The sequence below is a fragment of the Pseudomonas sp. W2-17 genome, assembly GCF_041060445.1.
Taxonomy (GTDB): Bacteria; Pseudomonadota; Gammaproteobacteria; order Pseudomonadales; family Pseudomonadaceae; genus Aquipseudomonas.
Genome location: NZ_JAUFNS010000034.1, coordinates 14,730 through 37,562, shown reverse-complemented (window position 1 = coordinate 37,562; position 22,833 = coordinate 14,730). Strand labels below are relative to the sequence as shown.

The window sequence follows — 22,833 nt, the reverse complement described above, 5'->3', positions numbered from 1 at the left end:
TCAGACGCCGAGCCAGCGCTTCGGCGTCTTTTCACCTATCATTCGCGCTTTCACTGATGCGAACCACTGCCATGACCACCACACCGCAATCCCTGCGCACTGAACTCCAGACCGCGCTGACCGCCCAGAGCATGATCGAAATCGACGGCCTGCACGCTTTCGAATTCACCCTCGATGAAATGCTCCAGATCGAAAGCATGGACGGCCGCGAGCGTAAGGTCTGGCGCTTTTCGCTGGCGCAGATCGACGCCGCCGAATTCGATGCCGCGCTCCAGAGCTGGGTCATCAACGATGGCAGCGCCGACCACCGCATCGTTGTGCTGCAAGGGATTGCGGCGAGTGACGAGGATGAAGATGAAGAGGGCGAGCAGGAGTAACCGCGCACTATTGGGCTGCAGTGAATATCGAGGGGACTGATTTATTTACAACGCTTCACCGTAAATCAATCTGTCCCCGGGCGCGCGACGCCCAACCATAAATCAATCCAGCCCCGCCAAGCGCCATGTCCCCGCAGTTTCACAGCACCCACTCGGCAACTACTCTTCGCAATACGCTGTCATAGCCGGTGACCATCCGCGTGTACGGCGCGCCAATAACTCCAACAAGAGAACAGCCCAATGACTCCCAGACTTCTGCCGTGGTTAGCGCTCGCCAGCAGCCTTTCCGCGCTCTCCGTTCAGGCCAAACCCATGACTGATTACGACGTACTGGTCGGCTCCTACACCGCCGGCGCCAGCGAAGGCATTTACCGCTTCGGCTTCAACACCCAGACCGGCCAGCTCGACGCCAAACCGCGTCAGGTGATCAAGAGCGACAACCCGTCCTGGCTGACGCTCTCCAAAGACCAGCGTCATATGTTCGCGGTCAACGAGAACGGCCCGGGCCAGAAAGACGTCGTCGGCAAGGTCAGCAGCTACGCGATCGACCCCAAGACCCACGCGGTGTCGTTCCTCAATCAGATCGAAACCAAGGGCGACGAGCCCACCCATTCCAGCCTGAGCCTGGACGGGCGTTTCCTCTTCGTCGCCAACTACGCCGTCCAACCGCAACCGGGTGGCGTGCTGGCAGTCGTGCCGGTGGGCAAGGACGGCAAACTGGGGCCGGTGGTCCAGACCGCGACCCACGACGCGAGCAAGGTCAATCCGGAGCGTCAGGCTTCGTCCCACGTTCACGCGGCGGTCCCCACGCCCGACGGCAAGTACCTGATCGCCATGGACCTGGGCGCTGACAAAATGTTCGTCTTCAACTACGACGCCAAGCAGCCCCAGCCGCTGCAACCCGCGAAAGTGCCTTCAGTCGACCTGCCACCGGGCAGCGGTCCGCGTCACCTGACCTTCAGCAAGGACGGCAAGCACGCGTGGCTGACGATGGAAATGAGCGCCCAGGTCGCGGTGTTTGATTATCACGACGGCGCTTTCAAGCAGACCCAGCTGGTGGACCTCGCCAACAAGGAAGGTCAGCAAAACCGTGCCGCCGGGGGCCTGCACACGTCGCCGGATGGCAAATTCCTCTACGTTGCCAACCGTGGCGAAGTGAACGAGCTGCTGGTATTCAGCATCAATGCTGCCAATGGCCAGCTCAAGGAAGTCCAGCGCCGCACCGTGGAAGGCAAGGAACCTCGCGAATTCGCCTTCGACCCGAGCGGCCACTTCGTGCTGATTGCCAACCAGAAGAGCAACCAGATCGTGACCGTCCGCGTTGACCCGAAAACCGGTCTGCTGGGCGACACCGTGCAGAAAGTCGACTTCGATTCGCCGTCTGATTTTCATTTCCTCACGGCCAAGTGAGTCCAGAGTAAGCAGCTAAGCGACACTTTGACGCAGGCTGAGCCCTTGATTTTCAAGGGCTCAGCTGATGTATTAATTCAAGTGATAAGGGCTAGTGCCAGAAAAGATTTTTTCCAAACCTCCCTCGGGCGTAACTTTCATTCCACGGCCACGACGGTCAAGACTTGAAACGACACACCACAGCGAGGTACCCATCATGAACTTCAATATCTTCTCCATCATCGCCGCGTCCGCCATCTCCGCTACTGTTGCATTGCCTGCCAGTGCCAGTGTTGAAGCGACCGACAAAAAAGTCAGCTCGACCCAGAGCTACACCCCGAAATACCTGCAACAAAGTGCCAACTTCTACGCCGCTCTGGATCACAAGATTCAACAATGAATAGACATTCGAAGTGAATCCATTCCCCGTTAACGAACGTATCGTTGCCGGGGAATGGATTTGTAAGAACCTGATGTGAACTGCAAATTATTGCTAATCGGAAAACGCTTTCGCGAGCAACTTCGTCTTCTACAGGTTGATGCGACCCACTGACCACTGCGTGTCAGGCCATGCATCAAGTGCCGGCGAGCTTGTTCGCGAAAGCGTTGAATTCCTCCCCTTTGATCCCCGTCTGCTGGATAAGCGATGGGGATTTTTTTGTGGGTTAGAATTAAGCGCCGATGCTGATCAGCTAATCATTCCTCATCTTGTCCTGCCGCCGCTCTGTCGGCTTCGGACGCTGTCCTTGTGGGAGCGAGCTTGCTCGCGAAGGCAGCCTTGCGACCATGTCGCTGATCGGCAGACCGTCGAGGTTGAGTTGGTGAAGGTGCCCGCTGCCCTAGCACAGGTAATTCAGGTGCGTATGGCCAACTCAGAGCTCGAGATTTGTTAAGTAGTCAGCCGAGTTGGAATCCGAGTTTTTTCATAGGAATCTAAACTACTTCTAAACTGACCGGATATCCCCCTAACTGATGAGAAATCAATCTGTAGAATTCTCCTAAGCTCGACGTAATAAAGAAGAGGCTTCCGCTATCATTCCTCTCTGGAATATCCGCATTTTTAGTAGATCCGTCTTCATGCAGGTGAGTTCGATCCCAGTAATAGACACCATTCCTGTCAGAGTCAGAGACAATCACATAAGGATTACCCCCACCATCCTCGCCGATCGCGATGGCGCTGTTGAGGAAAGCAAGCTCCTCAATAAATTCTTGATTGAACGCCACCACATCGTTGCATTCTTCTTCAGGGAGCCAACCAAATAGCCGATCAAAGCTAATGAGTCCCTCTTCGACCGAGCTCAGAGGGATTTCTACGTAATCGGGAGCCGCTATAAAAAAGCCATTCATTTTTTGCAAAAAAATGCGGTACTCTACTGGAAGAGACTTGCCTAGCGCCAATTCAACTTGAGCTATGTCACTCGCGGTCAGTCCTCTTTTATACACTATAGGCATTTCGTTACCCGCCATAACAAGTGAATTTAATGTTTGTTACCCCGGCTGTTATCTAAACTCGAAAAAAGTGGTCAAGGCTACTGTACACCTGACCACTGAACTACTGCACAACCCAAAAAATCAAATCAGACCAAAATACATTTCTAGGAATTTATTAAAACTTGACCACTGCGGCTTTAATTTTCCTTGCGTAAAGTCAATCAGATCTTGCCCCAGTGACAACTCCACCACCTCGCCGCTGACTTTATTATAGAAAAAACCCCCTTCACCTTCAAAGCTGTCCAAAGGAAGATACTCCTTAGGAAGGTTGAGGGTTTCATGTGCTCGCTTTAAAGCAAGATCATAATTAGAATTCTTAGAAAACCAACACACTTGGTATATCTCTTTTCCCTTTTGGATAAAGGTCGGGCCGTCCTCCACGTGAAGGTAAAATTCTGCAAAGTCGGACGACACGTCCACTCCTAATTTTTGGAGTTCTACTTCATATTCAGGGCTCGCATCATCGAACCACCAACCTTGGGCCTTACAAAAGTTAACAACCTTTTCGGAGAGCATTTTATTTATCCACAGTTTGCAGCGACTCTGGAACCACCAGACCAGCGTAGTCAGCTGGTGATAGCTGTAGCTGACGGTCCGACCAAGCGGATCAGTCTCTTCAACCAGACGCGCGTATTCGTCGTACTTGAATGTCAGACGGTTGCCATCTGGCAGCGTCAGTCCGGTCATGTTGCCGTTGTCATCAATCTCGATCGCGTAACGTTCGCCACCGTAGTCACGGCTGGCGAAGACGCGATGATCTTCGTTGTAGTGCACCTCCAGCCCGCGGCTCAAGACGTCAACCGCCCAGGAAATCCGATTTTTGAAGTCGTAACGGAAATGAAAGTGCTCGCCGTCACTGGTCCAGTGCTCCATCACGCGCGGCTGACCGTCAAGGGTTTCCCGGCGGTAGTTGCAGCTCAGGCCTGGGGCGTTGCTGTGACTGACATCACGCCGTCGGCGTAGCTGAAACGACGCATGGGTGAGCTGACTGTCGTTGTCGTACCGATACTGGACGAGGGTTTCAACGGCCAAGTGTCGACCACGCGTTTGACGTCGGTCAAGCGGCCCAGCAGATGTAGTAATCCAATTGGACGCGCACGCCGCCAGTAGCACTGATGTCAGTGAGCGTGCCGGCGACGATGCACGTGAAATACAGTTCAAATGACTCCGTATTCTTCACAACGATAACTCGACATGACTTCCGCAAAACATATCCTGCAGCGCGTGCTTCAATGCAGATTTTTGATTTTGCGAGTGATCCCTATCTTGAAAAAACTTAGCCACATGGGTTCTCGCCCCGAAGAATTCCGCAAATTCAGGTCTAACTACTAATTCCAACCTATCGGAGTGGTAGGAGATTTTTTCTATCGCGTTAGATCTCTCATATTTAGCTTCATCTGTTAGAAGCCCGATACCATCATCCACGGTAGCGTTATCCTCATCATCCAAGCGCGTAATGATGATGAAGTTCGAAGGGTTTTCGGGATGATCGCCTAAGCCAATGGTCATAACTCCATTTTCTTCATAACTTCTTATAGTAGACGCGACAAAGCTTTTCATTGATGATTCCTCAGTTAGCCGCAGGCATCCGATCGGCTTCGTCGTAGGCGTTGTCCTGCCGTGCATCCTGATTCACCTTAATTCCATACTTCGTTGCAGCTGCTCCGCCCTATCGCCGTGGCCGATTTCATCAATCCACCTCATATGCCCGTCCAAGCTGCAGCTACCCTAGCCCGTCAGAGCGCTGTTGGTTGTGACGTATTACTATTCAAAAACTGTTCTGTACCATGCGTTCTTTAAATTGAACGCCAACTATTTGATTTGATTCGAACAGCAGCTTCACCCGCTCAACTGCCAGCATGACCGTAAAATCCTCTTCCGCCCGAAACATGTCAACAGCCGGAGAAAAGTCTTTATTAAGCACAATCTCCGTGTATTTTTTTGGACCATCCGGAATATAACTCAACAAAGGCTCACACCTTGAATTTTCCGCATCAAAAACTGCCAACCTATTTGTAATGTTTAAGACTTTATAACCCTTATATTTCTTACCTTCGATATATATATCGGCATCAATGTACTGCAAGCCAGAAATGTTGGACCCTACTAAAATATCGTAAAGCCTAGGACTGATAAAATTAGGACCATCGCTGAAAAGAAAGTCAAATCCCAGAACCCTATCTAAACTTACGCGCTTGTCTAAGCGAAACTCTAAGGCCCAATTACCATTCACCTCAGTGCCAGTCTTTAGTTCTATTGAATCTTGCCCCGTCAAGACCTTACTCTTGAACCAGTAACTTTCCGGATAGGTGTCCGATATTTGCATAATAAAAGTCTTAACCACAGGTAGTTCCCCTAACTGAATTCTTATTGAGCACTGTTTTTCCAGATCGCAGACCTTTTCGCTCATCAGCGATCACGCTGTCGACCGCCTTACTGTATTGCTCTTTTGTCCATCCATTCCTCTTACCATAGTCATGCACCATATCAAGCTTTTGCTCAACCGAAGCGGTGTATTGAGCGTGAGATCCTCTGTGAATTGTTCTTGTGGGATGATATTCAGCGTCAGTGGGTAAATAGATTATATTTCCTGTCTTATGAATGTTCATCCCCGCAGACTTGATAGCGCCATGTCCAGATAGCTGTTGTGGAATAATGTGGTGCTTCTGGAACCCCGCAATGCTCGGCATAGTGTTATAAGTGATCCACCCAAGAGGGTCCAACCACCCTGTTGGATTAGGGGCATATTTGTAAAGATTATCCCCACCCGCCAACCCAATTGGGTCCTGCGTAATAAACCGCCCCACCTCCGGATCGTAATACCTGAAAGTGTTGTAGTGCAGGTGGGTTTCTTCGTCAAAGTACTGACCTTGGAAACGTAGGTTCTGCTCAACTTCATCCACCGCAAGCGACTCGATCTCACCCCACGCCTTGTAGGTTGCCTGCCAGACAATCTGGCCATCCACATCCGTCATCTCCAGCGGCGTGCCGATCTGGTCGGTGTGGAAGTAGTACAGCTTTTGCTCTGGCTCACCCTCGTTTTGGTCGACCCGGGCAAGTGGCGCATAGCTGCCCGGCTCGTAAATATAGAGGCTACTCTGCGCCGGCGTTTCCTCACGCAGCAGGCGCAAACCTTGCCAGAGGAATTGCTTGTGCTCGGTTTGGCCGTCGATCTCGGACGTCTTCACGACGCGCCGCCCTAGGCTGTCATAACGATACGTCCCAACGCTATGCACCTGGCTGTTGACCATCGTCTCCGCACGCACAAGCCGGTTTTCGCAGTCATAGGTAAACGTCTGCAGCTTGCTCAGCCCTGAGCGCTTTTCAATGAGGTTGCCCCAGGCGTCATAGGTATATTCCTGATCGCGCCATTGCTTGATGCGGTTGTCTTTGACCTGATCAAACTGGCTGGTATTGAAATTCAGCCGGTTGGCTGCTGCGTCGTATCTGAACTCTTCGCTATCAACCAAGCGGCCAGTATCACGGCTGTGCAGCTGGCCGTTCGCTTCATACTCGTATTTGATCTCGCCGCGTAGTTTGTCGAGGGTGCGGGTCAGTTCGCCAGCCGGATCGTATTGGTAGCGGCGGTGGATAGGGTTGTAGGCGTGGTCGATCAGCAGGCTGTTATTGCCGGGGTTGTGGATCTGCGACAGCTTTTCCGCCGGAATAGTCGATGCAAACTGCCAGCTCTTGCGCCCCATCGCATCGTAACCAAAACAACTGGTCAGCTTACCTTGCGTGCGATGAACCTCTCGATGGAGGTCGTCGCGCTCCATGTCGCTGAGGAGCAAACCGTCGAGGTTGAGTTGGTGCAGGTGGCCGCTGCCGTAGTACAGATGATTCAGGTGCTGACCAGTCGGCAATGTCAGCGTGGTCAGATTGCTGAGCGGATCGTATTCGTAGGCCAGCGCACCTTGCGGTGTGGTCTCTTCGATGAAACGCTCCAGCAGGTCATAAGCACGATTAAGGTGCTCTGCCGTCACACCCAGTTGTTTGCCGGCATTAGTAGGCTGGAACTGGATGGTGAGCAACTGGTGTTGCTGGTCTTGATGCGAAGATGAATAGTATTAGTAATGGCTGCGCTGCCGTTACAATCTGCCCTGATACAAAGCTTTTAAATCAGGTGCATCGTAACTAAAAATAGAAATCCCAGTTCAGCGCTTTATTACATACTACCTTTCTCCGAGCAGAACTCCACACCCTTGACAGAATTATTCTTAAAGTGTTCAGCAACATCATCAGAAACTACTAGGTGAGAGTTGCTTTCCGAAGCACGAAACATACCGCTCTCCGGCATTTTATCGAGCAGAACAATCCTACTAAATTTCTTCGGGCCATCTGGCATTGACTTGATAAGTGATTTATAACTCGAATTTGCCATATCAAATGCAGACTCCGACCTAAGGTAGTTAATAATAAAATAATCATCATAGCTTTTGCCATTAATCGTAACGTCAGCACAGATCAGTTGGACATCGCTTGCAAATGTCGAGGAGTTAATAATTTCAGCGAGCCTGGCGCCAACTAGATCCGGGCCATCGCTGAAAAAATAATCATATTGGCGGAAAGCACTCAATGAAATCTTTTTTGCAAGAGTTACTTTCGGCTTGGCACCAACGGCAGAAAGCTTTTTACACTTATAAAATTCTAAATGATCAAGACTATTTGTGTGATCATAACTGAGCCAATAACTTTCCGGATACCCCTCTGAAGGTGTAAGCAATTTCATTTAACACGCTCCCGCCCTAATAGAATTTTTGTTCAATTTTGTCTCCCCTTTGCGGAGCCCTTGCCGGTTCTCGACGATCACGTCGTCGAGAGCCGTCTTGTATTGCTGCTTGGTCCACCTTCGCTCACGCCCAACTCTCTCGATCTCATTCAGATTGCCCCGAACTTCGGCAGTGTATCCCGGATGTGGGCCCAAGTGGACAGTTCGTACAGGATGGTTTTCCGCGTGGGTTGGTAGATAAATTATGTTATTCGATGCATGGATATTCATACCTGACGCTTTTAGCACCGGGTTGCCAGAGAGCTGCCGGGGGATGATGTGATGTTTCTGAAACCCTGGTATCCCAGGCATTGTGTTGTAAGTCACTAGGCCAGTAGGATCCAACCACATGAGAGGGTTAGGCACATACTGATAGAGATTAAACCCACCTTCCAACCCAATCGGATCCTGCGTAATAAAACGCCCAACCTCCGGATCGTAGTACCTGAACGTGTTGTAGTGCAGGCCCGTTTCATCGTCAAAGTACTGTCCTTGAAACCGCAGGTTCTGCTCAACCTCGTCCACAGCCAGAGTTTCGACTTCACCCCACGCCTTGTACGTCGCCTGCCAAACGATCTGGCCGTCGACATCCGTCATCTCAAGCGGCGTGCCGATTTGATCGGTATGGAAGTAGTAAAACTTCTGCTCTGGCTCACCTTCGTTTTGGTCGACCCGGGCTAGCGGCGCGTAGCTTCCAGGCTCGTAGATGTAAAGGCTGCTCTGCCACGGCGTTTCCTCACGCAGCATTCGCAAGCCATGCCAGAGAAAATGCTTGTGCTCGGTTTGCCCTTCAACCTCAGATGTCTTCCCGACACGGCGGCCCAAGCTGTCATACCGATACGTGCCAACGCTATGCACTTGGCTGTTGACCATGGTCTCCGCACGCACAAGCCGATTTTCGCAGTCATAGATAAAGGTCTGCAGCTTGGTTAACCCTGACCGTTTTTCAATCAGGTTGCCCCACGCGTCTTAGGTATATTCCTGATCACGCCATTGCTTGATGCGGTTGTCTTTGACCTGATCAAACTGGCTGGTATTGAAATTCAGCCGGTTGGCCGCAGCGTCGTACCTGAACTCTTCGCTATCAACCAAGCGGCCGGTGTCACGACTGTGCAACTGGCCGTTCGCTTCATATTCGTATTTGATCTCGCCGCGTAGTTTGTCGAGGGTGCGGGTCAGTTCGCCCGCCGGATCGTATTGGTAGCGGCGGTGGATAGGGTTGTAGGCGTGTTCGATCAGCAGGCTGTTATTGCCGGGGTTGTGGATCTGCGACAGCTTTTCAGCCGGCAACGTCGATGCGAACTGCCAGCTCTTGCGCCCCATCGCGTCGTAGCCAAAGCAACTGGTCAGCTTGCCCTGCGATCGATAGACCTCACGATGCAGATCATCGCGCTCCATGTCACTGATGAGCAGACCATCGAGGTTGAGTTGGTGCAGGTGGCCGCTGCCGTAATACAGATGGTTCAGGTGCTGGCCCGTCGGCAATGTCAGCGTGGTGAGGTTGCTCAGCGGATTGTATTCGTAGGTTAGTGCATCTTTAGAGATTAAGAAATGTGGGCACGGGAATCTGCCTACATTCAGGCTTCATAAGCCATCCCTCGCGCTTTATAATCACTACAACGTTATAGATTATGAAGTGCTCCCTGAATGAGTGCTCTGCGTACATGCTCAAGCAAAGGGTGTCAGTTTATGTCTAGAAACTCATCGTTCTCCATATAGTAATTCAATGCATCAATAATCTCGCCGATGGATGCCTGAGATTTTTGGGTTAGCGCGTTACTCATTACATCCTTGAATTGCTCACCATAATAAAGTAGGTGAAGATTATTTGTAGTTACAAAAGTACTGTAGTGATCTTTATCGTTAACCACATATGGGTAATCGTCGAGATAGCAAACAAGATCAGCCCTTAGTCGATCAGCGGCGTCAGAAGAATAGAGACAAAGATCATCATCAAACTCATGCCCCAGACGTACCGTTTCAATTAAGGTGCTTATTAAGATAGGTTCTTTTACTTCGAAAGTATTCATCAGCAGCATCCTTTGAGTGATTTTCCGGTTTTCCCATTCAGCTTGCCTTTCCTCCCATGCTCACCTATTCCCCATATGTCCCGGCCGCCCTTTCGTGTAGGGTGATAAAAGCCGTGTTTCGACACATGATCTGCCTACAAGTTTTAATGCGCCAACCTCTTCATGGTGCTACCAAGTCAAGCCTCCAGGGCTCTCAGATATTTTAGGATTTTGCATCTAGGATTCCAATTGAGGTACTTATGCCAGAGCAATCCTGAAAACGCTCCACCTGCGCCAGCTAGTTCCACCATAGGTATTTGGACTTGCGCGTCGGGTTGACGATGGTTTGCGGCAGGCCAATGTCGCTAGCCAATTACTTATTCCATTATTAAAGAGCTGAAAAATATAATGTGCTAAACAACACTAGTAAATAATTTTTGACTGGCTTTGATTTTTGGCTGTCACCTGAAGAGCTTAAAATATTCTCCAAACCAAAATTCGACTGCATCTTCATTAACGCCGTACTCACCTTTCCAATAATCTACAGGGTAGCTCCAGTCACTTGAGCGAGACTTTGTAGGCACGAGCTCTAAATTTTTGAATTCATTTATAAAGCCATGATGCTCAGAACTTTCAAGCACGCCTATATGTCCTAACAGATCAAGCAAGCCTCGAGACTGCTCTTTATCTAACTTTGTATCTGGCAATGCTCTAATCTTCTTTTCAAGTATCGTTGGCGTATCAGAAGATTCTGAGGACCTTATAGTATCTAGAATTGCTTTAAGTGCATTAACAGAAGTTGGTCTTTCCACGGGATTCGAATTGTGCGCTTTCAAAAACAAATATAGCTGGCCTGGATCACCGTTATTGGTGGACCCATTTACATATCGCATTATGTTGTAAAGCGTAAAGTTAATTTTTCTTGATTCAAAAGCTCCACATATATCACACTGAAAACCATGCGCAGACTTGAAGTTATGCGCAGGGAAATTCAGCATTATCGCAAAAGCTGACAAAGCCGCTCTTTGTTCGGGCGCGCCATTCTCAAGACCAACTAGAAAAGAGTCAACGACGTCTTTTTTTTTCGCCAGGTTTTTTTCAGTATAAAGCTTTGAGATGAGTGCATCATGCTCAATGACTTCTGACGGAACAAGTATATTATGGTGTTTAAGTGTTTTAATGGCGTCTGAATTGTCTATTTTTTCAACTGAGCCACTTCTCAGAAAAACCTTTATAGCTTTTTTTAAATCAGGGTCCATAAAAACTCCTTCTAACAAGTAGGTGATTTAGCACCAGAAAAGCTGCGCGTTTCCAAGCTTGGCAATGCACTTACTTTGCTTACGCCTGCTTTGTTAAGATGCGTATCGCTCGCTTCAACTCTTACAATGCCTTTTGTTGTATTAAGCTTGTCATCTGCCATGGCTTGAATAGTATTACCCCGAACATTTTCACTACCACGACCCAAGATTGGCTTTTCTCTAACGCCTGCATTCTCCAATCCTCTTACAGTGTTTTTAGGCGTATCTTTAGGAGTAACTCTTGTAATGCTATCGCCAGGCCCAAAACGTGCGCCATCTGCACCAACATTATTACTATGACGGCGCATTACACTACTCATAGAGGTATTCGTTGACGCGCGACCATGATAATAAGGCTCCCCTGTAGAATCTGTCAGGAAGTAGTTCCAATCCAGCCCCAGTGGATCGATCCAGGTTAGGGGGTTACGGCAATAACCATATAGGTTAAATCCGCCCTCCAAGCCAATCGGATCCTGCGTTATAAACCGCCCAATCTCCGGGTCGTAATACCGAAACGTGTTGTAGTGCAGCCCCGTTTCATGGTCAAAGTACTGACCCTGAAACCGCAGGTTCTGCTCAACCTCGCTAACCGCAAGCGATTCGACCTCACCCCACGCCTTGTACGTCGCCTGCCAAACAATCTGGCCGTCCACATCCGTCATCTCAAGCGGTGTGCCGATCTGGTCGGTATGGAAGTAATAGAGTTTTAGCTCTGCCTCGGCTTCGGTTTGGTCGACCCGGGCCAGGGGCGCGTAGCTGCCGGGCTCGTAGATGTAGAGGCTGCTCTTGCTAAGCGTTTGCTCACGCAACATTCGCAAGCCTTGCCAGAGAAACTGCTTGTGCTCGGTTTGCCCTCCAATCTCGGACGTCTTGCCAACCCGACGCCCCAGGCTGTCATACCGATACGTACCAACGCTATGCACTTGGCTGTTGACCATCGTTTCCGCACGCACGAGCTGGTTTTCGCAGTCGTAGGTAAAGGTCTGCAGCTTGCTCAGCCCTGAGCGTTTTTCAACGAGGTTGCCCCAGGCGTCGTAGGCATATTCCTGATCGCGCCATTGCTTGATGCGGTTGTCTTTGACGTGGTCGAACTGGCTGGTATTGAAATTCAGGCGGTTGGCCGCAGCGTCGTATCGGAACTCTTCGCTATCCAAGCGCCCGGTGTCACGACTGTGCAGCTGGCCGTTGGCCTCGTATTCGTATTCGATCTCACCGCGCAGTTTGTCGAGCGTTCGAACCAGTTCGCCCGCGGGATCGTATTCATAACGCCGATGGATCGGGTTGTACGCGTGGCTCACGAGCAAGGACGGATTGATGCCTGGGTTCTGGATCTGCGACAGCTTTTCAGCCGGGATAGTCGACGCAAACTGCCAGCTCTTACGCCCCATCGCGTCGTAACCAAAGCAACTGGTGAGCTTGCCTTGAGACCGATAGACCTCCCGATGCAGGTCATCGCGCTCCATGTCACTGCTGAGCAGCCCGTCGAGGTTCAGTTGGTGCAGGTGGCCGCTGCCGTAATACAGATGATTCAGGTGCTGACCGGTCGGCAACGTCAGCGTGGTCAGGTTGCTCAGCGGATCGTATTCGTAGGCCAGCGCCCCTTGCGGTGTGGTTTCTTTTACCAAACGACCTAACAGGTCATAACTGAAGTCGAGTGTCTCTTCCTCAACACCCAGTTTCTTGCCAATGCTTGAAGGCAGCCGGTGAATGCTGAGCAACCGATCCGCATCGTCATAACTGTAATCCTGCCGCGCATCCTGATTGACTTTGGCCAGCAACCGTCCAATCACATCGCGTTCAAATTCCGTACTGCGCTGCGGCCGCTCCGCCCTGTCGCCGTAGCCGATTTCATCCAAGCGCGTCAGATGCCCACCCAAGTTGTAGGTGAACCGGCGCGTCAGGTTGTCGATGCGCTTTTCTTCGGTCAGGCGGTCGGAGGCGTCGTATTCGAAGGTGTACGTGGCGTTGTTTTCATTGACCAGCGCGGTCAGGCGAATCGCCTTGTCGTATTCGTAGCGAATGCGTTGACCCTTCGCATCCTGTCGGCTTGAAGGCAAACCGCGCGCCGTACGGTACAGACGCGTGGTCTGTCCCTTGCCATCGGTGTGCGTCAGCACCTGGCCAATGGCGTTGTAGGTAAACGACTCAGTCGTACCATCCGGATGCTCGATGCGCAGCACTTCGCCGTCAGGTTTGCGCTCAAGCCGTGTGGTCTGGTTCAGCGCATCTGTCACAGCGATCAGGTGGGACCGGTCGTCGTAGGCGTAAAAGGTGCTTTTGCCGGAGCAATCCTGAAAACGCTCGACCTGAGCGAACGTGTTCCACCAGAGATATTTCGACTTGTAGGTCGCGTCGATAATCGTGTGCGGCAGGCCGTCTTCGCTGTTGAGGTACTCGGTTTTGTGGCCGAGTGCATCGACTTCTGCGATGAGATTACCTTTTTTATCGTAACGGGCTTTCCAGGTGCTGCCGTCTGGGTAAGTGACCGACGAGACCAGCGTTGTCAGGTGGTGATAGCTGTAGCTGATGGTCCGGCCGAGCGGGTCCGACTCCTCAACCAGTCGCGAATATTCGTCGTACTTGAGCGTCAGACGGTTACCATCTGGCAGCGTCAGTCCGGTCATGTTGCCGGTGTCGTCGATCTCGATCGCGTAACGTTCGCCACCGTAGTCACGGCTCGCAACAACGCGATGATCCTCGTTGTAGTGCACTTCCAGCTCGCGGCCCAATACATCGACCGCCCAGGAAGTCCGGTTCTTGAAGTCATAACGGAAATGAAAGTGCTCGCCGTCGCTGGTCCAGTGCTCCACCACGCGGGGCTGACCGTCAAGGGTTTCCCAGCGGTAGCTGCAGCTCAGGCCCAGCGCGTTGCTGTGACTGACCATCACGCCGTCGGCGTAGCTGAAACGGCGTGTCAAGTCGCCGTTGCGGTTGATCACTTCGGTGAGCTGGCCGTTGTCGTCGTAGCGATACCGGACGAGGGTTTCAACGGCAAGATTATCGACCACGCGTCTGACGTCAGTCAGGCGCCCCAATGGATGGTCGTAATCCAGGTAAACACGCACGCCGCCAGTGGCACTAATGTCAGTGAGCGTGCCGGCGACGGTGTAGGTGAAATGCAGAAAATGCCCAAGGGCGTTTTCGATTCGCTGGACCGGCGCCGGGGTATTGTCGTCCGGGACTTTGCCAAAGTAGAAGAAGATGTTGTCAAGGGTTTGCAGGAGGTAATGCCCGCCCTCGGTGCAGACCAGATAAACCTGTTCGTGGGGATTATAGATCCGCTGGCCCGGTTCGACATTCACGAAAGGAACGGTTCGACCCTGATTATCGGTGAGGTAAACGAAGCTGCCTTTGCGACGCAGGCTCTGCTCCCAAGGCATGATCCAGCCCCGACCCAAAATGCTGTCGACGGCGAGATCGCTGGCATAAAACCGCGACCACTCGATTGGCATCAAACCGGGCAGGCTGAAATCGACTTCATCGGGGATGAATTTACGGCCTGTGGTCAGATCAACAGGGTTGCCTGCATGACCACCGACCGCACGCTCGATCACAGGCCCCAGCACATAGCGGCTGCCGACCTCGCCAAGCACAAAGCCTGCGGTGAACTTCATCACGCACGGCATCACCGCTTTCATGCCGGCCTGGGTGCCTTGCTTGATCAGTTGGGCAATGCCGCCGGCAGCACCGGCCACCGCCATCAACACATCAACGGTTGTGCGCAACCAGCCTGGAATTTCATCGTCGACGGGTAAATAACGGTAGGTACCGCCGCCAATTAAGACGTTATCCGAGCCGCTGGAAATAGTACTGCCACAGGTGAGCTTGTCTTTTTTGCGCGCCGCCGCTGTGCCGTTGATGAAGACGTTGGTGGACCCCTCGGCCACCTGCGCGGGCGCCCCCGGATGCTTGCTGCATGCGCCTAGACTTTGGGCAACATGCGCCGCTTGGCGACTGTTAACGAAGACGTTGGGCGAAGCGGTTACGATCGTGCCGGAAGGGGACGAAAATAGACTACCCAAGGCTTCTCCGGCAGCAGTGAGCAGGCTACCTCCAACGCCTGCTGCCATCCCTGCGAGAAGCGCAACGCCAAACCCACAGGTGAAGGTGGCGATAGCAACTGTGGCCACTAATGCAATGCCCAAGGCAGCGCCGAGGAGAAATCCTCCCAAGGCCCGTATGCGATATCTCGTCACCGAACCGAGCGGCTTCAAACATGAGGGCTACTCCTGTTCGCTGGTGTCGGGCACGGGCTGGCCGTTTTGCATTATCTTGAAACTGGCGAGCAAATCGATCCGGTTCTGATTTTGCCCGGCACCCTTGAACTGGCGGCGGGTGCGGGGCGAGAGCAACGCGGCAAGGTCCATCATCATGAAAATCTCCTTGAAGGCACGGGGCAGAACGCTACCGCCATGCTCAGCAACAACAGGTTACGAGCCTTTCCGGGGCTGACGCTCTTTTTTGCATAATCGCTAACGTCACGCGCAAACGTCGTCACAGTCTCAAATTCGTTACAGATGTTTCAGCGTGCCAAAGAAGACACTCATGCACCTCGCCCTGTCAACCCGGCGCGTCCATTCACCACTTACACGGCTCTAAACATTGGAGGAATCGTCGCTAAAAAGGCGATGACGCGCCATGGGGCGAGGTCGCAGTGACGGCAGGCATATTCCTACTACTACGTAGGAAGCGATTTACAGACAGGGCCATTTTGGACAATTCAGCACGGCCTATTCGCGAGCAAGCTCGCTCCCACACGAACTGATGTAAACAGGAACAATGCGTTGGTCTATCAGCCTGATTAAAGCCTCCAATAATCAACCCCATCGATCTTTTGAATCGCTCGCCATCGTTTTTTAATAAGAACCCCTTCAAGCATTCTGGGCGCCTGAAACAGACACGTCCCGGAGCTTCAATCATGGCCACTGCCATCCTCAATTCAATTAAACACGGCGCATATACCGCCATCGCGTTGTATGTGGTTTTCATCGCAGTGGTCACCATCATCAGCACGAACCCACAACTCAATGCTGCGTCGCAGATGTCGACGCAAACCGCTTCAGTTGAATTCAATCGTGCGGCTGTTCAGGCCCAGGGGCGTGCGTCGTGAAAGGCGCTCACTTCTGGGTGATTGTATTTTTTGCACTCATCAACAACGGCTGCTCGTTGCTCGGCCATGGCGAAGGTTCGGTGGGCGGTGTGGCACGCAGCATGGAGTTCAAGACCGAGGTCGCTGAAGCGGTGGAGATGCAGCGCTCGCAAAAGCTCAATGCCGGCAATCCGCCGCCACGGCACAGCGAGATGATTTCGCCGATCTTTCAGTTCGAAGTGGTGTAGCGAAGTGGTGTAGCGGATAACGCGGCTGTAATCAGCGTTTGGCCATCGCATTGATGAACAGGTCCGAAGCGAGAAATCGCTCCAACCAGCGTTGCAGGTGGGGGTAGGGGCTTTGCCAGAACCAGTCCGCATCCACCGCGCAGAACTGCCGTATGAACGGCGCTATGGCGATGTCGGCCAGGGTCAGTCGATCGGCGATCAGAAAGTCCCGTGACGTCAGTAATTCGTTCAGCCTGCGCAGAAACCTCTCACCCCGCTGGCGGTATTCTTCCTGCGTGAATTCGGGATAACGCACGGCGTATTTGTAGTGATCCAGATCCTGTTTGAAGCTGCTGTCGTTTTCCGTGATCAGCGCGGCGATCTGTTGCTGACCTTCGACGTTGCGTGCGAGGGACCAATCGTCCGGGTCATGCTGCGCCAAGGCCCACTGCATGATTTCCAGGCTCTGCTCCAGCATCCGGTCTTCCAGGACCAGAACCGGCACGGTGCCCTTGGGTGATCGTTCGAGCATCTCCGCCGGTTTGGCCTTGAGGCTGACTTCCACGGTATGCACCGGTACGCCGCAATACCCCAGCGCCATGCGGGCGCGCATGGCGTAGGGGCAGCGGCGAAACGAGTAGAGCGTCGGCACCGTCGATTCAGCGTGAGGCGCCGACATCATGCTCAGGCCTCGGTCAGTTCGCCGCAGTCGGCGATGACGACTTTCTTGCTGGTACGGCCGGATTGCGAACCCAGCGCTTCGATGGCCTTGACCACGTCCATGCCTTCAACGACTTTGCCGAAGACGACGTGTTTGCCGTCCAGCCATTCGGTGACGATGGTGGTGATGAAGAACTGGCTGCCGTTGGTGTTCGGGCCAGCGTTGGCCATCGACAGGTCACCTGGGGCGGTGTGCTTGAGGGTGAAGTTTTCGTCTTCGAACTTGTTGCCGTAGATTGACTTGCCGCCGGTGCCGTTGTGGTTAGTGAAATCACCGCCCTGCAGCATGAAGTTCTGGATCACGCGGTGGAACGACGAACCCTTGTAGCTCAGGCCGTCGCCTTTTTCGCCGGTGCACAGGGCACGGAAGTTTTCAGCGGTTTTCGGAACGACGTCGTTGTGCAGCTCCATGACGATGCGGCCCATTGGCTCGTCGTTGGCAGTGATGTCGAAAAATACTTTGGAGTTTGCCACGTGGTTTTACCTTCTTTCGAGTTTGGCGCGACTGTCGCGCAAGGGGTACAGGGTTGCACAGAAACGCCATCAGGCGCGTCCGTGCGTCGTGAAAAAACGGATTAGCCGCTGCTGACCTCCACGGTGCTCAGGCCGTTGCCCTGACGCCGCACCTGGATCTGCACCGGGATGCGCTCGTGCATTTCCTGCACGTGGGAGATCACCCCGACTTTGCGGCCCTGGGCTTGCAGCCCGTCGAGGGCGTCCATGGCCATTTGCAGGGATTCGGGGTCAAGGCTGCCGAAGCCTTCGTCGATGAACAGCGATTCAATCTTCAAGGTGCTGGAGGCCATGGACGCCAGGCCCAGCGCCAGGGCGAGGGACACCAGGAACGTTTCACCGCCCGAGAGCGAGTGAACCGAGCGAAGTTCGTCGCCCATTTCGGTGTCCATGACCAGCAGGCCGAGCATGCTGCCGCCGCGTTTCAGGCGATAACGACGCACCAGTTGCTTGAGCTGCGCGTTGGCGTGGTGCACCAGCAGATCAAGGTTGTAGGCTTGGGCGATCTTGCGGAACGTATCGCCGGTGGCGGAGCCGATCAGCGCGTTGAGTCGGCCCCAGCGCAGATATTCAGCGTGTGCGTGGGCGATGCGCTCTTGCAGCTCGCTGCTGGCGTCGCGACGGCGGTTGTCTTCGCTGACCTGGGCGCGCAGGTCGGCGCACAGTTGATCTTGAACCACCGATTGCGCCTGCGCTTCGGTCAACGCGGCCAGTAACTGCTCGGCGTCGCCACTGTCGCTGTGCTGAGCCTGATGCTGCTGCAACTGCGCCGCGCGCTCTGCCACCAGAACCCGGGCTTGCTCCAGGGCTTTTTCGCTGGACTGCAATTGCTGACGCAACTCGCCAACGCTGTCGTCGCTCATCCCCAGCAACACCTCAAGCGCGGCATCGTCGAGCTCGCTGTGGCTGCTGCGCCACTCGGCGATCTGCCGCTCGAGCTCTGCCAATTCCTGCTCAAGGGCCTGCAAGCGCTGTTGCTCGCCCTCCAGTTCTGCGCTCAGCTTGATCAGTTCGCTGCGCGCCGCTTGCAGTTCGTGGGCGATGGCGTTTTGCGCCTCACGCGCCTGCTCGACCGCCTGCTCAAGGGCGTGCTGCCAGCGCTCGGGTGACGCGTGGTCGCCGAGGGTCTGCGCCAGTTGCTGTTGCACCGTCTGGTGTTGCTGCTGACGGGCATCGAGCTGAGCCTGCAACTTTTGATGTTCTGCCGCGCGACTTTGCTGGGTGGCTTGCTCGCGCTCGAGTTTTTGCGCGCGCTCGCCGTGCTCCTGCTGCTCGGTCTTCTGCTGATCGAGCTGCTCGACACGGGCGGCAATGTCGTTGTCCAGCTGCATGAAGCTCTGGGTCGCCGACTCGCGCCACTGGCTCAGGCTTTCGGCAGGCAGCAGCGGCTCAAACTCCTGCAGCGCCGCTTCGAAGCCCTGATTGTCGAGGGCGATATGGCGTCGCTGATCGTCCAGCAGCTTCATCGCCTGCTGACTGGCCTCGCGCGCATCGAGCACCTGCTGCTGCAACGACTCGGCGTCCCGCTGCACTTTCAGCAGACGGGTCTGGCGCTGTTCGGCGCTGTGAATCTCCTGGGCCAGCTGATGCAGGCGTTCGCTCAGCCAGTCGCCGCGCAGGTGCTCGGGTTGCTCCAACAACCGCGGATGCAATGGGTGGGCTTCCAGTTCAGGCGTCAGTCTTTCCAGCTGTTCGGCCAGTTGCTCCTGTTGCGGTTTGGATTGCTTGAGCTGGTTATTGAGTTCAGCGACTTCGGCGCGCAGCTCGGCCAGCTTTTCGCTGAGCTGCCCGACGTTTTGCCGGGCGCGTGCTTCTTCGCCGTCGTCGTGGCCCGACAGCGCTTCAAGCAGCGCGGCGGACTGGTGATAGGGATGCTCTTCGCTGCCGCAAACCGGGCACGGTTGCTGATCGACCAGTTGCTCGCGCAGTTGCTCGACACTGGCGCTGCGGGCCAGGCGCTGGCGTTGCAGCAGTTCAACGGTGACCTTCAGCGCCTGCTCGGCGGCTTCGTGTTCGGCCTTGAGTTTCAGGCCTTGGGCGATGCCCTGGGCACGGCGCTCGGTGGCCTGTTGCTGGCGGGTTTGCACGTCGAGCAGGCGGCCGGCGACGTCCTGATGCCGCTGCCACAGACGTTCAAGTGAGTCGCTGGCGCCGTGCTGCTGGCGGTTGTCCTGCAGGAGGTGTCCCAGCCGTTCGATCTCGTGGCTGACCGCGTCGGCCTTGACCTCGGCGTCGTCGTACAGCGCCTGCAACGCGCTGCGGCGCTCGCTTAGCGTCTGCTCGGCGAGGGTGGCGTTTTTCTCCAGCTGCGGCAGCTCGGCACGGCCCTGAATCAGGCGTGCGCTGAGCTGCACGGTTTGCTGAAGACGCGGCCGGTAGGCGCTCCACGACTGACTCAAGGTGGTCAGCGACGCGCTCTGCTCCAGCTGCTCGGCGATGGACTGCAGGCGCGATTCGACCTGCCGCTGCTGCTCGGCCAGTTGATCGAGGGTCGACTGACCTTCGGTGCTGGCCTGCTGCGCGGCACGCGTCTGCTCGCCGAGTTGTTGCAGCTCCTGATTCAGGTGGTTGAGCTGGGCCTGCTGCTCGAACGCTTCACTGAGGACAGGCCGTGCATTGAGCAGTTGTTCCTGCGCTTGCTGCAACGCGCCGTCGGCGCTGATGCGTTTGCTGTCCAGGTCGGCGATGCGCGCATCGAGCCCGGTTTGCTTGAGCTGATGGGCCTGAATCGCGGCCGTCAGCGGCGCGAGCTGAGCCTGAAGCCTGGACCGCTGACCGAACAGATGCCGCTGCGGCGCCAGACGCTCCAATAACGCGAGCTGCTGACGATCGGCACTGTGGGCGTCCCATGTCTGCCGGGCGCTGGCGAGCTGTTCGTTGGCCGCCTGATGGCTGTCGCGCAGGCGATTCATCTCCTTGAACCACTGCTGCTTGAGCTCCAGCTGGCGCAGTTGCGCCTGTTGCAGTTTCAGCTGCTGCTGGGCGTCGTTGAAGCGCAGCTCAAGCTCGGCACGCTGCTCGGGCTCCATCGGCGTCAACGTGCCGGCCTGGGCCTGAAGGGTTTTCAGCGCTTCTTCGGCTTCCTTGCTTTTGCTGTAGGCGCGGCGGCCCAGCTGGCTGTAGATCGCCGTGTCGGTGAGCTTTTCCAGCAGCTCGCTGCGGTCTTTGTCGTCGGCCTTGAGGAAGGCGCTGAACTCGCTTTGCGCCAGCATCACCGCGCGGGTGAACTGCTCGAAGTTCAGCCCCAGGCGCGCTTCCAGCAGGGCCTTGTACTCGGTCTTGTTCTGCGTGCTGAGAATCTGCTCGCTGTCCAGATCGATCAGCGTCTGGCGGCTGGCCTGAAGCTTTTTCGTGGCGTTGTCACGGGCGCGGTTGGCTTCCCAGCGCGCACGATACCGGCGCTTGTCGATGCCGACGAAATCCACCTCGGCGTAACCGCTGCCGGTGCCGCGACGCAGCAGGTTGCGCGGGTCGTTGGTGCTGATGTCGCCGTCGATCTCCGGCACGCGGGACTGGCCGATGTTGTTCAGCCGGGGAATCGCGCCGAACAGCGCCAGGCACAAGGCGTCCAGCAGCGTGCTTTTGCCCGCGCCGGTGGGGCCGGTGATGGCGAACAGGCCGGCGCTGGCGAGGGGCTCGGCGGTGAAATCCAGCTCGAACGGGCCAGCCAGCGAGGCGAGGTTTTTCAGGCGAATGGCGAGGATCTTCATGGCTGTTCGCTCTCCAGCTGCACGTCCTGAAGCAGGGTCGCGAAGTCCTGCAGCGTCTGCTCATCCACTTCACTGCCGTAACTGTCCTGCCAGGCGCGGCTGAACAGCTCCTGCGGGCTCAGTTGATCCAGCTCGATCAAGTCTTGATTGGCGTCTTCATCGCGACCGCCCTTGCCGGCGTATTCGGCGGCGATGCGCACCAGTCGCACGGCCTTGCCCTCCAGCGCGGCTTCGATTTGATTGCGCAGGTCCGGCTGCGGCTCGTCCAGACGCACGCGGACTTCGAGCCACGGCTGACGGTCGACGTCGGCCAGCAAATCGATGTCCGGGAGATCCCGCAGTTGGAGCAACAGTTCGGCCAGTAGCGCCGGGCCGACCCGTTGCAGGTTCACGGCGCGGGGGATCAGCAGCGGTTTGACGCTGACCAGTGTGTCGCCGTCGCACTCGATTTCGAGGATCTGGTGCTGGTAGCCGATTTCCGAAAACGACAGGGGAATCGGCGAGCCGCTGTAGCGAATGCGGTCTTCGCCATTGATTCGCTGGGGTTTGTGCAGATGACCCAGGGCGACGTAGGTGATGCTCTCGCCGAACAGGCTGGCGGGCAGGGCTTCGGCGTTGCCGATGATCAGGCTGCGTTCGGAGTCTTCCGACACCGAGCCGCCGGCCATGTGCGCGTGGCTGATGGCGATCAGCGCCTGGCCTTTCTTGCGCCGCTGGTTTGCGGCGGCGATGAGCATTTCGTGGACCTGACCGATACCGCGCAGATAGTTGTCGCCCAGCGCGGCGCCGGTCACTTCGGCGGGGCGCAGGAAAGGCAGCGCCAGGCACCAGCCGACGACTTTGCCCTTGGCGTTGCTCAGCGGCAGCAACAGGCGATCGACGTCGAGCACGCCATCGTCGAGCCAGAGCACCCGGCCGAGGGCGTGGGTGCGCAGACGTCGCATCAACGGCGCGGGCAACTCGATGCGCGAGCCGGAGTCGTGGTTGCCGGCGATCATGACGATGGTCAGCTGCGGGTTCTGCTCGTGGGCGCTGACGATGAAGTCATACAGACGCTCCTGGGATTTGACCGGCGGATTGACCGTGTCAAAGATGTCGCCGGCGATCAGCAGGACATCCGGTTTGCGCTCGGCCAGACGGGCCAGCAGCCAGGTCAGAAAGCTGGCGTGTTCGAAATCTCGCTCCTGACCATGAAGGTTCTGGCCGAGGTGCCAGTCGGAGGTGTGGAACAGACGCATGGGG

At 55.0% G+C, this 22,833-nt stretch carries 17 protein-coding genes and 4 pseudogenes; 5 read left to right on the top strand and 16 right to left on the bottom strand.

All coding sequences use genetic code 11. From position 1 onward, the window contains the following. Nucleotides 1-71: 71 nt before the first annotated feature. The 3 genes from QWI20_RS26015 (at nt 72) to QWI20_RS26005 (ending at nt 2,166) form a co-directional block, all read left to right on the top strand. Complete coding sequence (locus QWI20_RS26015) at nt 72-377, top strand: DUF5629 family protein (protein WP_369307844.1); 306 nt, start codon at nt 72-74, stop codon at nt 375-377. 240 nt (nt 378-617) lie between these two features. Then, nucleotides 618-1,787, top strand: coding sequence for a lactonase family protein (locus QWI20_RS26010; RefSeq protein WP_369307843.1), 1,170 nt, complete (start codon nt 618-620; stop codon nt 1,785-1,787). A 196-nt stretch (nt 1,788-1,983) separates the two neighbouring features. Further along, nucleotides 1,984-2,166: a hypothetical protein gene (locus QWI20_RS26005; RefSeq protein ID WP_074890378.1), complete on the top strand. Its 183-nt coding sequence runs from the start codon at nt 1,984-1,986 to the stop codon at nt 2,164-2,166. Between the two features lie 533 nt (nt 2,167-2,699). Here QWI20_RS26005 and QWI20_RS26000 read toward each other — a convergent pair. The 12 genes and pseudogenes from QWI20_RS26000 to QWI20_RS25945 all read right to left on the bottom strand — a co-directional run bounded on the left by QWI20_RS26000 (nt 2,700) and on the right by QWI20_RS25945 (nt 15,705). After that, nucleotides 2,700-3,218, bottom strand: coding sequence for an SMI1/KNR4 family protein (locus tag QWI20_RS26000; protein WP_369307842.1), 519 nt, complete (start codon nt 3,216-3,218; stop codon nt 2,700-2,702). 594 nt (nt 3,219-3,812) lie between these two features. Next, a pseudogene (locus QWI20_RS25995) lies at nt 3,813-4,413 on the bottom strand (type IV secretion protein Rhs); the annotation flags it as partial. A 20-nt stretch (nt 4,414-4,433) separates the two neighbouring features. Continuing rightward, nucleotides 4,434-4,817 (bottom strand): hypothetical protein, encoded by a 384-nt coding sequence (locus QWI20_RS25990; protein ID WP_282372190.1) that lies wholly within the window; start codon nt 4,815-4,817, stop codon nt 4,434-4,436. Between the two features lie 208 nt (nt 4,818-5,025). Next, complete coding sequence (locus tag QWI20_RS25985) at nt 5,026-5,601, bottom strand: DUF1629 domain-containing protein (RefSeq protein WP_369307841.1); 576 nt, start codon at nt 5,599-5,601, stop codon at nt 5,026-5,028. Next, nucleotides 5,594-5,944: pseudogene (locus tag QWI20_RS25980) on the bottom strand (AHH domain-containing protein); the annotation flags it as partial. The pseudogene QWI20_RS25980 and the gene QWI20_RS25985, both read right to left, overlap by 8 nt. 21 nt (nt 5,945-5,965) lie before the next feature. After that, a pseudogene (locus QWI20_RS25975) lies at nt 5,966-7,291 on the bottom strand (RHS repeat-associated core domain-containing protein); the annotation flags it as partial. Between the two features lie 131 nt (nt 7,292-7,422). Then, on the bottom strand, nt 7,423-7,986 hold the full coding sequence (locus QWI20_RS25970; RefSeq protein WP_369307840.1) for a DUF1629 domain-containing protein: 564 nt from the start codon (nt 7,984-7,986) through the stop codon (nt 7,423-7,425). After that, nucleotides 7,987-9,558: pseudogene (locus QWI20_RS25965) on the bottom strand (RHS repeat-associated core domain-containing protein); the annotation flags it as partial. Between the two features lie 149 nt (nt 9,559-9,707). Next, a complete protein-coding gene (locus QWI20_RS25960) occupies nt 9,708-10,055 on the bottom strand; it encodes a hypothetical protein (RefSeq protein ID WP_369307838.1) in 348 nt (115 codons plus the stop codon). 440 nt (nt 10,056-10,495) lie between these two features. Then, on the bottom strand, nt 10,496-11,293 hold the full coding sequence (locus tag QWI20_RS25955; RefSeq protein WP_369307837.1) for a hypothetical protein: 798 nt from the start codon (nt 11,291-11,293) through the stop codon (nt 10,496-10,498). 11 nt (nt 11,294-11,304) lie between these two features. Then, nucleotides 11,305-15,546 carry an RHS repeat-associated core domain-containing protein gene (locus tag QWI20_RS25950; RefSeq protein WP_369307836.1) on the bottom strand — a complete coding sequence of 1,414 codons (4,242 nt, stop codon included), beginning with the start codon at nt 15,544-15,546 and terminating at the stop codon, nt 11,305-11,307. Nucleotides 15,547-15,555: 9 nt separating this feature from the next. After that, nucleotides 15,556-15,705 (bottom strand): hypothetical protein, encoded by a 150-nt coding sequence (locus tag QWI20_RS25945; RefSeq protein ID WP_369307835.1) that lies wholly within the window; start codon nt 15,703-15,705, stop codon nt 15,556-15,558. A gap of 545 nt (nt 15,706-16,250) precedes the next feature. Between QWI20_RS25945 and QWI20_RS25940 the strand changes: the two genes are divergently transcribed. After that, nucleotides 16,251-16,442 (top strand): hypothetical protein, encoded by a 192-nt coding sequence (locus QWI20_RS25940; protein ID WP_369307833.1) that lies wholly within the window; start codon nt 16,251-16,253, stop codon nt 16,440-16,442. Then, nucleotides 16,439-16,669, top strand: a complete 231-nt coding sequence (locus QWI20_RS25935; protein ID WP_369307832.1) for a hypothetical protein — start codon at nt 16,439-16,441, stop codon at nt 16,667-16,669. Before QWI20_RS25940 ends, QWI20_RS25935 begins: the two co-directional genes overlap by 4 nt. A gap of 31 nt (nt 16,670-16,700) precedes the next feature. Here the strand turns inward: QWI20_RS25935 and QWI20_RS25930 are convergent, their stop codons facing one another. The 4 genes from QWI20_RS25930 to QWI20_RS25915 all read right to left on the bottom strand — a co-directional run bounded on the left by QWI20_RS25930 (nt 16,701) and on the right by QWI20_RS25915 (nt 22,829). Further along, nucleotides 16,701-17,330 (bottom strand): glutathione S-transferase, encoded by a 630-nt coding sequence (locus QWI20_RS25930; protein WP_369307831.1) that lies wholly within the window; start codon nt 17,328-17,330, stop codon nt 16,701-16,703. Between the two features lie 2 nt (nt 17,331-17,332). Further along, entirely contained in the window at nt 17,333-17,842 is a 510-nt protein-coding gene (locus QWI20_RS25925) for a peptidylprolyl isomerase (protein ID WP_074892129.1), read from the bottom strand. Between the two features lie 101 nt (nt 17,843-17,943). Continuing rightward, nucleotides 17,944-21,591: an AAA family ATPase gene (locus QWI20_RS25920; RefSeq protein ID WP_369307830.1), complete on the bottom strand. Its 3,648-nt coding sequence runs from the start codon at nt 21,589-21,591 to the stop codon at nt 17,944-17,946. Further along, nucleotides 21,588-22,829 (bottom strand): exonuclease SbcCD subunit D C-terminal domain-containing protein, encoded by a 1,242-nt coding sequence (locus tag QWI20_RS25915; RefSeq protein ID WP_369307829.1) that lies wholly within the window; start codon nt 22,827-22,829, stop codon nt 21,588-21,590. The genes QWI20_RS25920 and QWI20_RS25915 overlap by 4 nt, the downstream gene beginning before the upstream one ends. Nucleotides 22,830-22,833 lie beyond the last annotated feature (4 nt).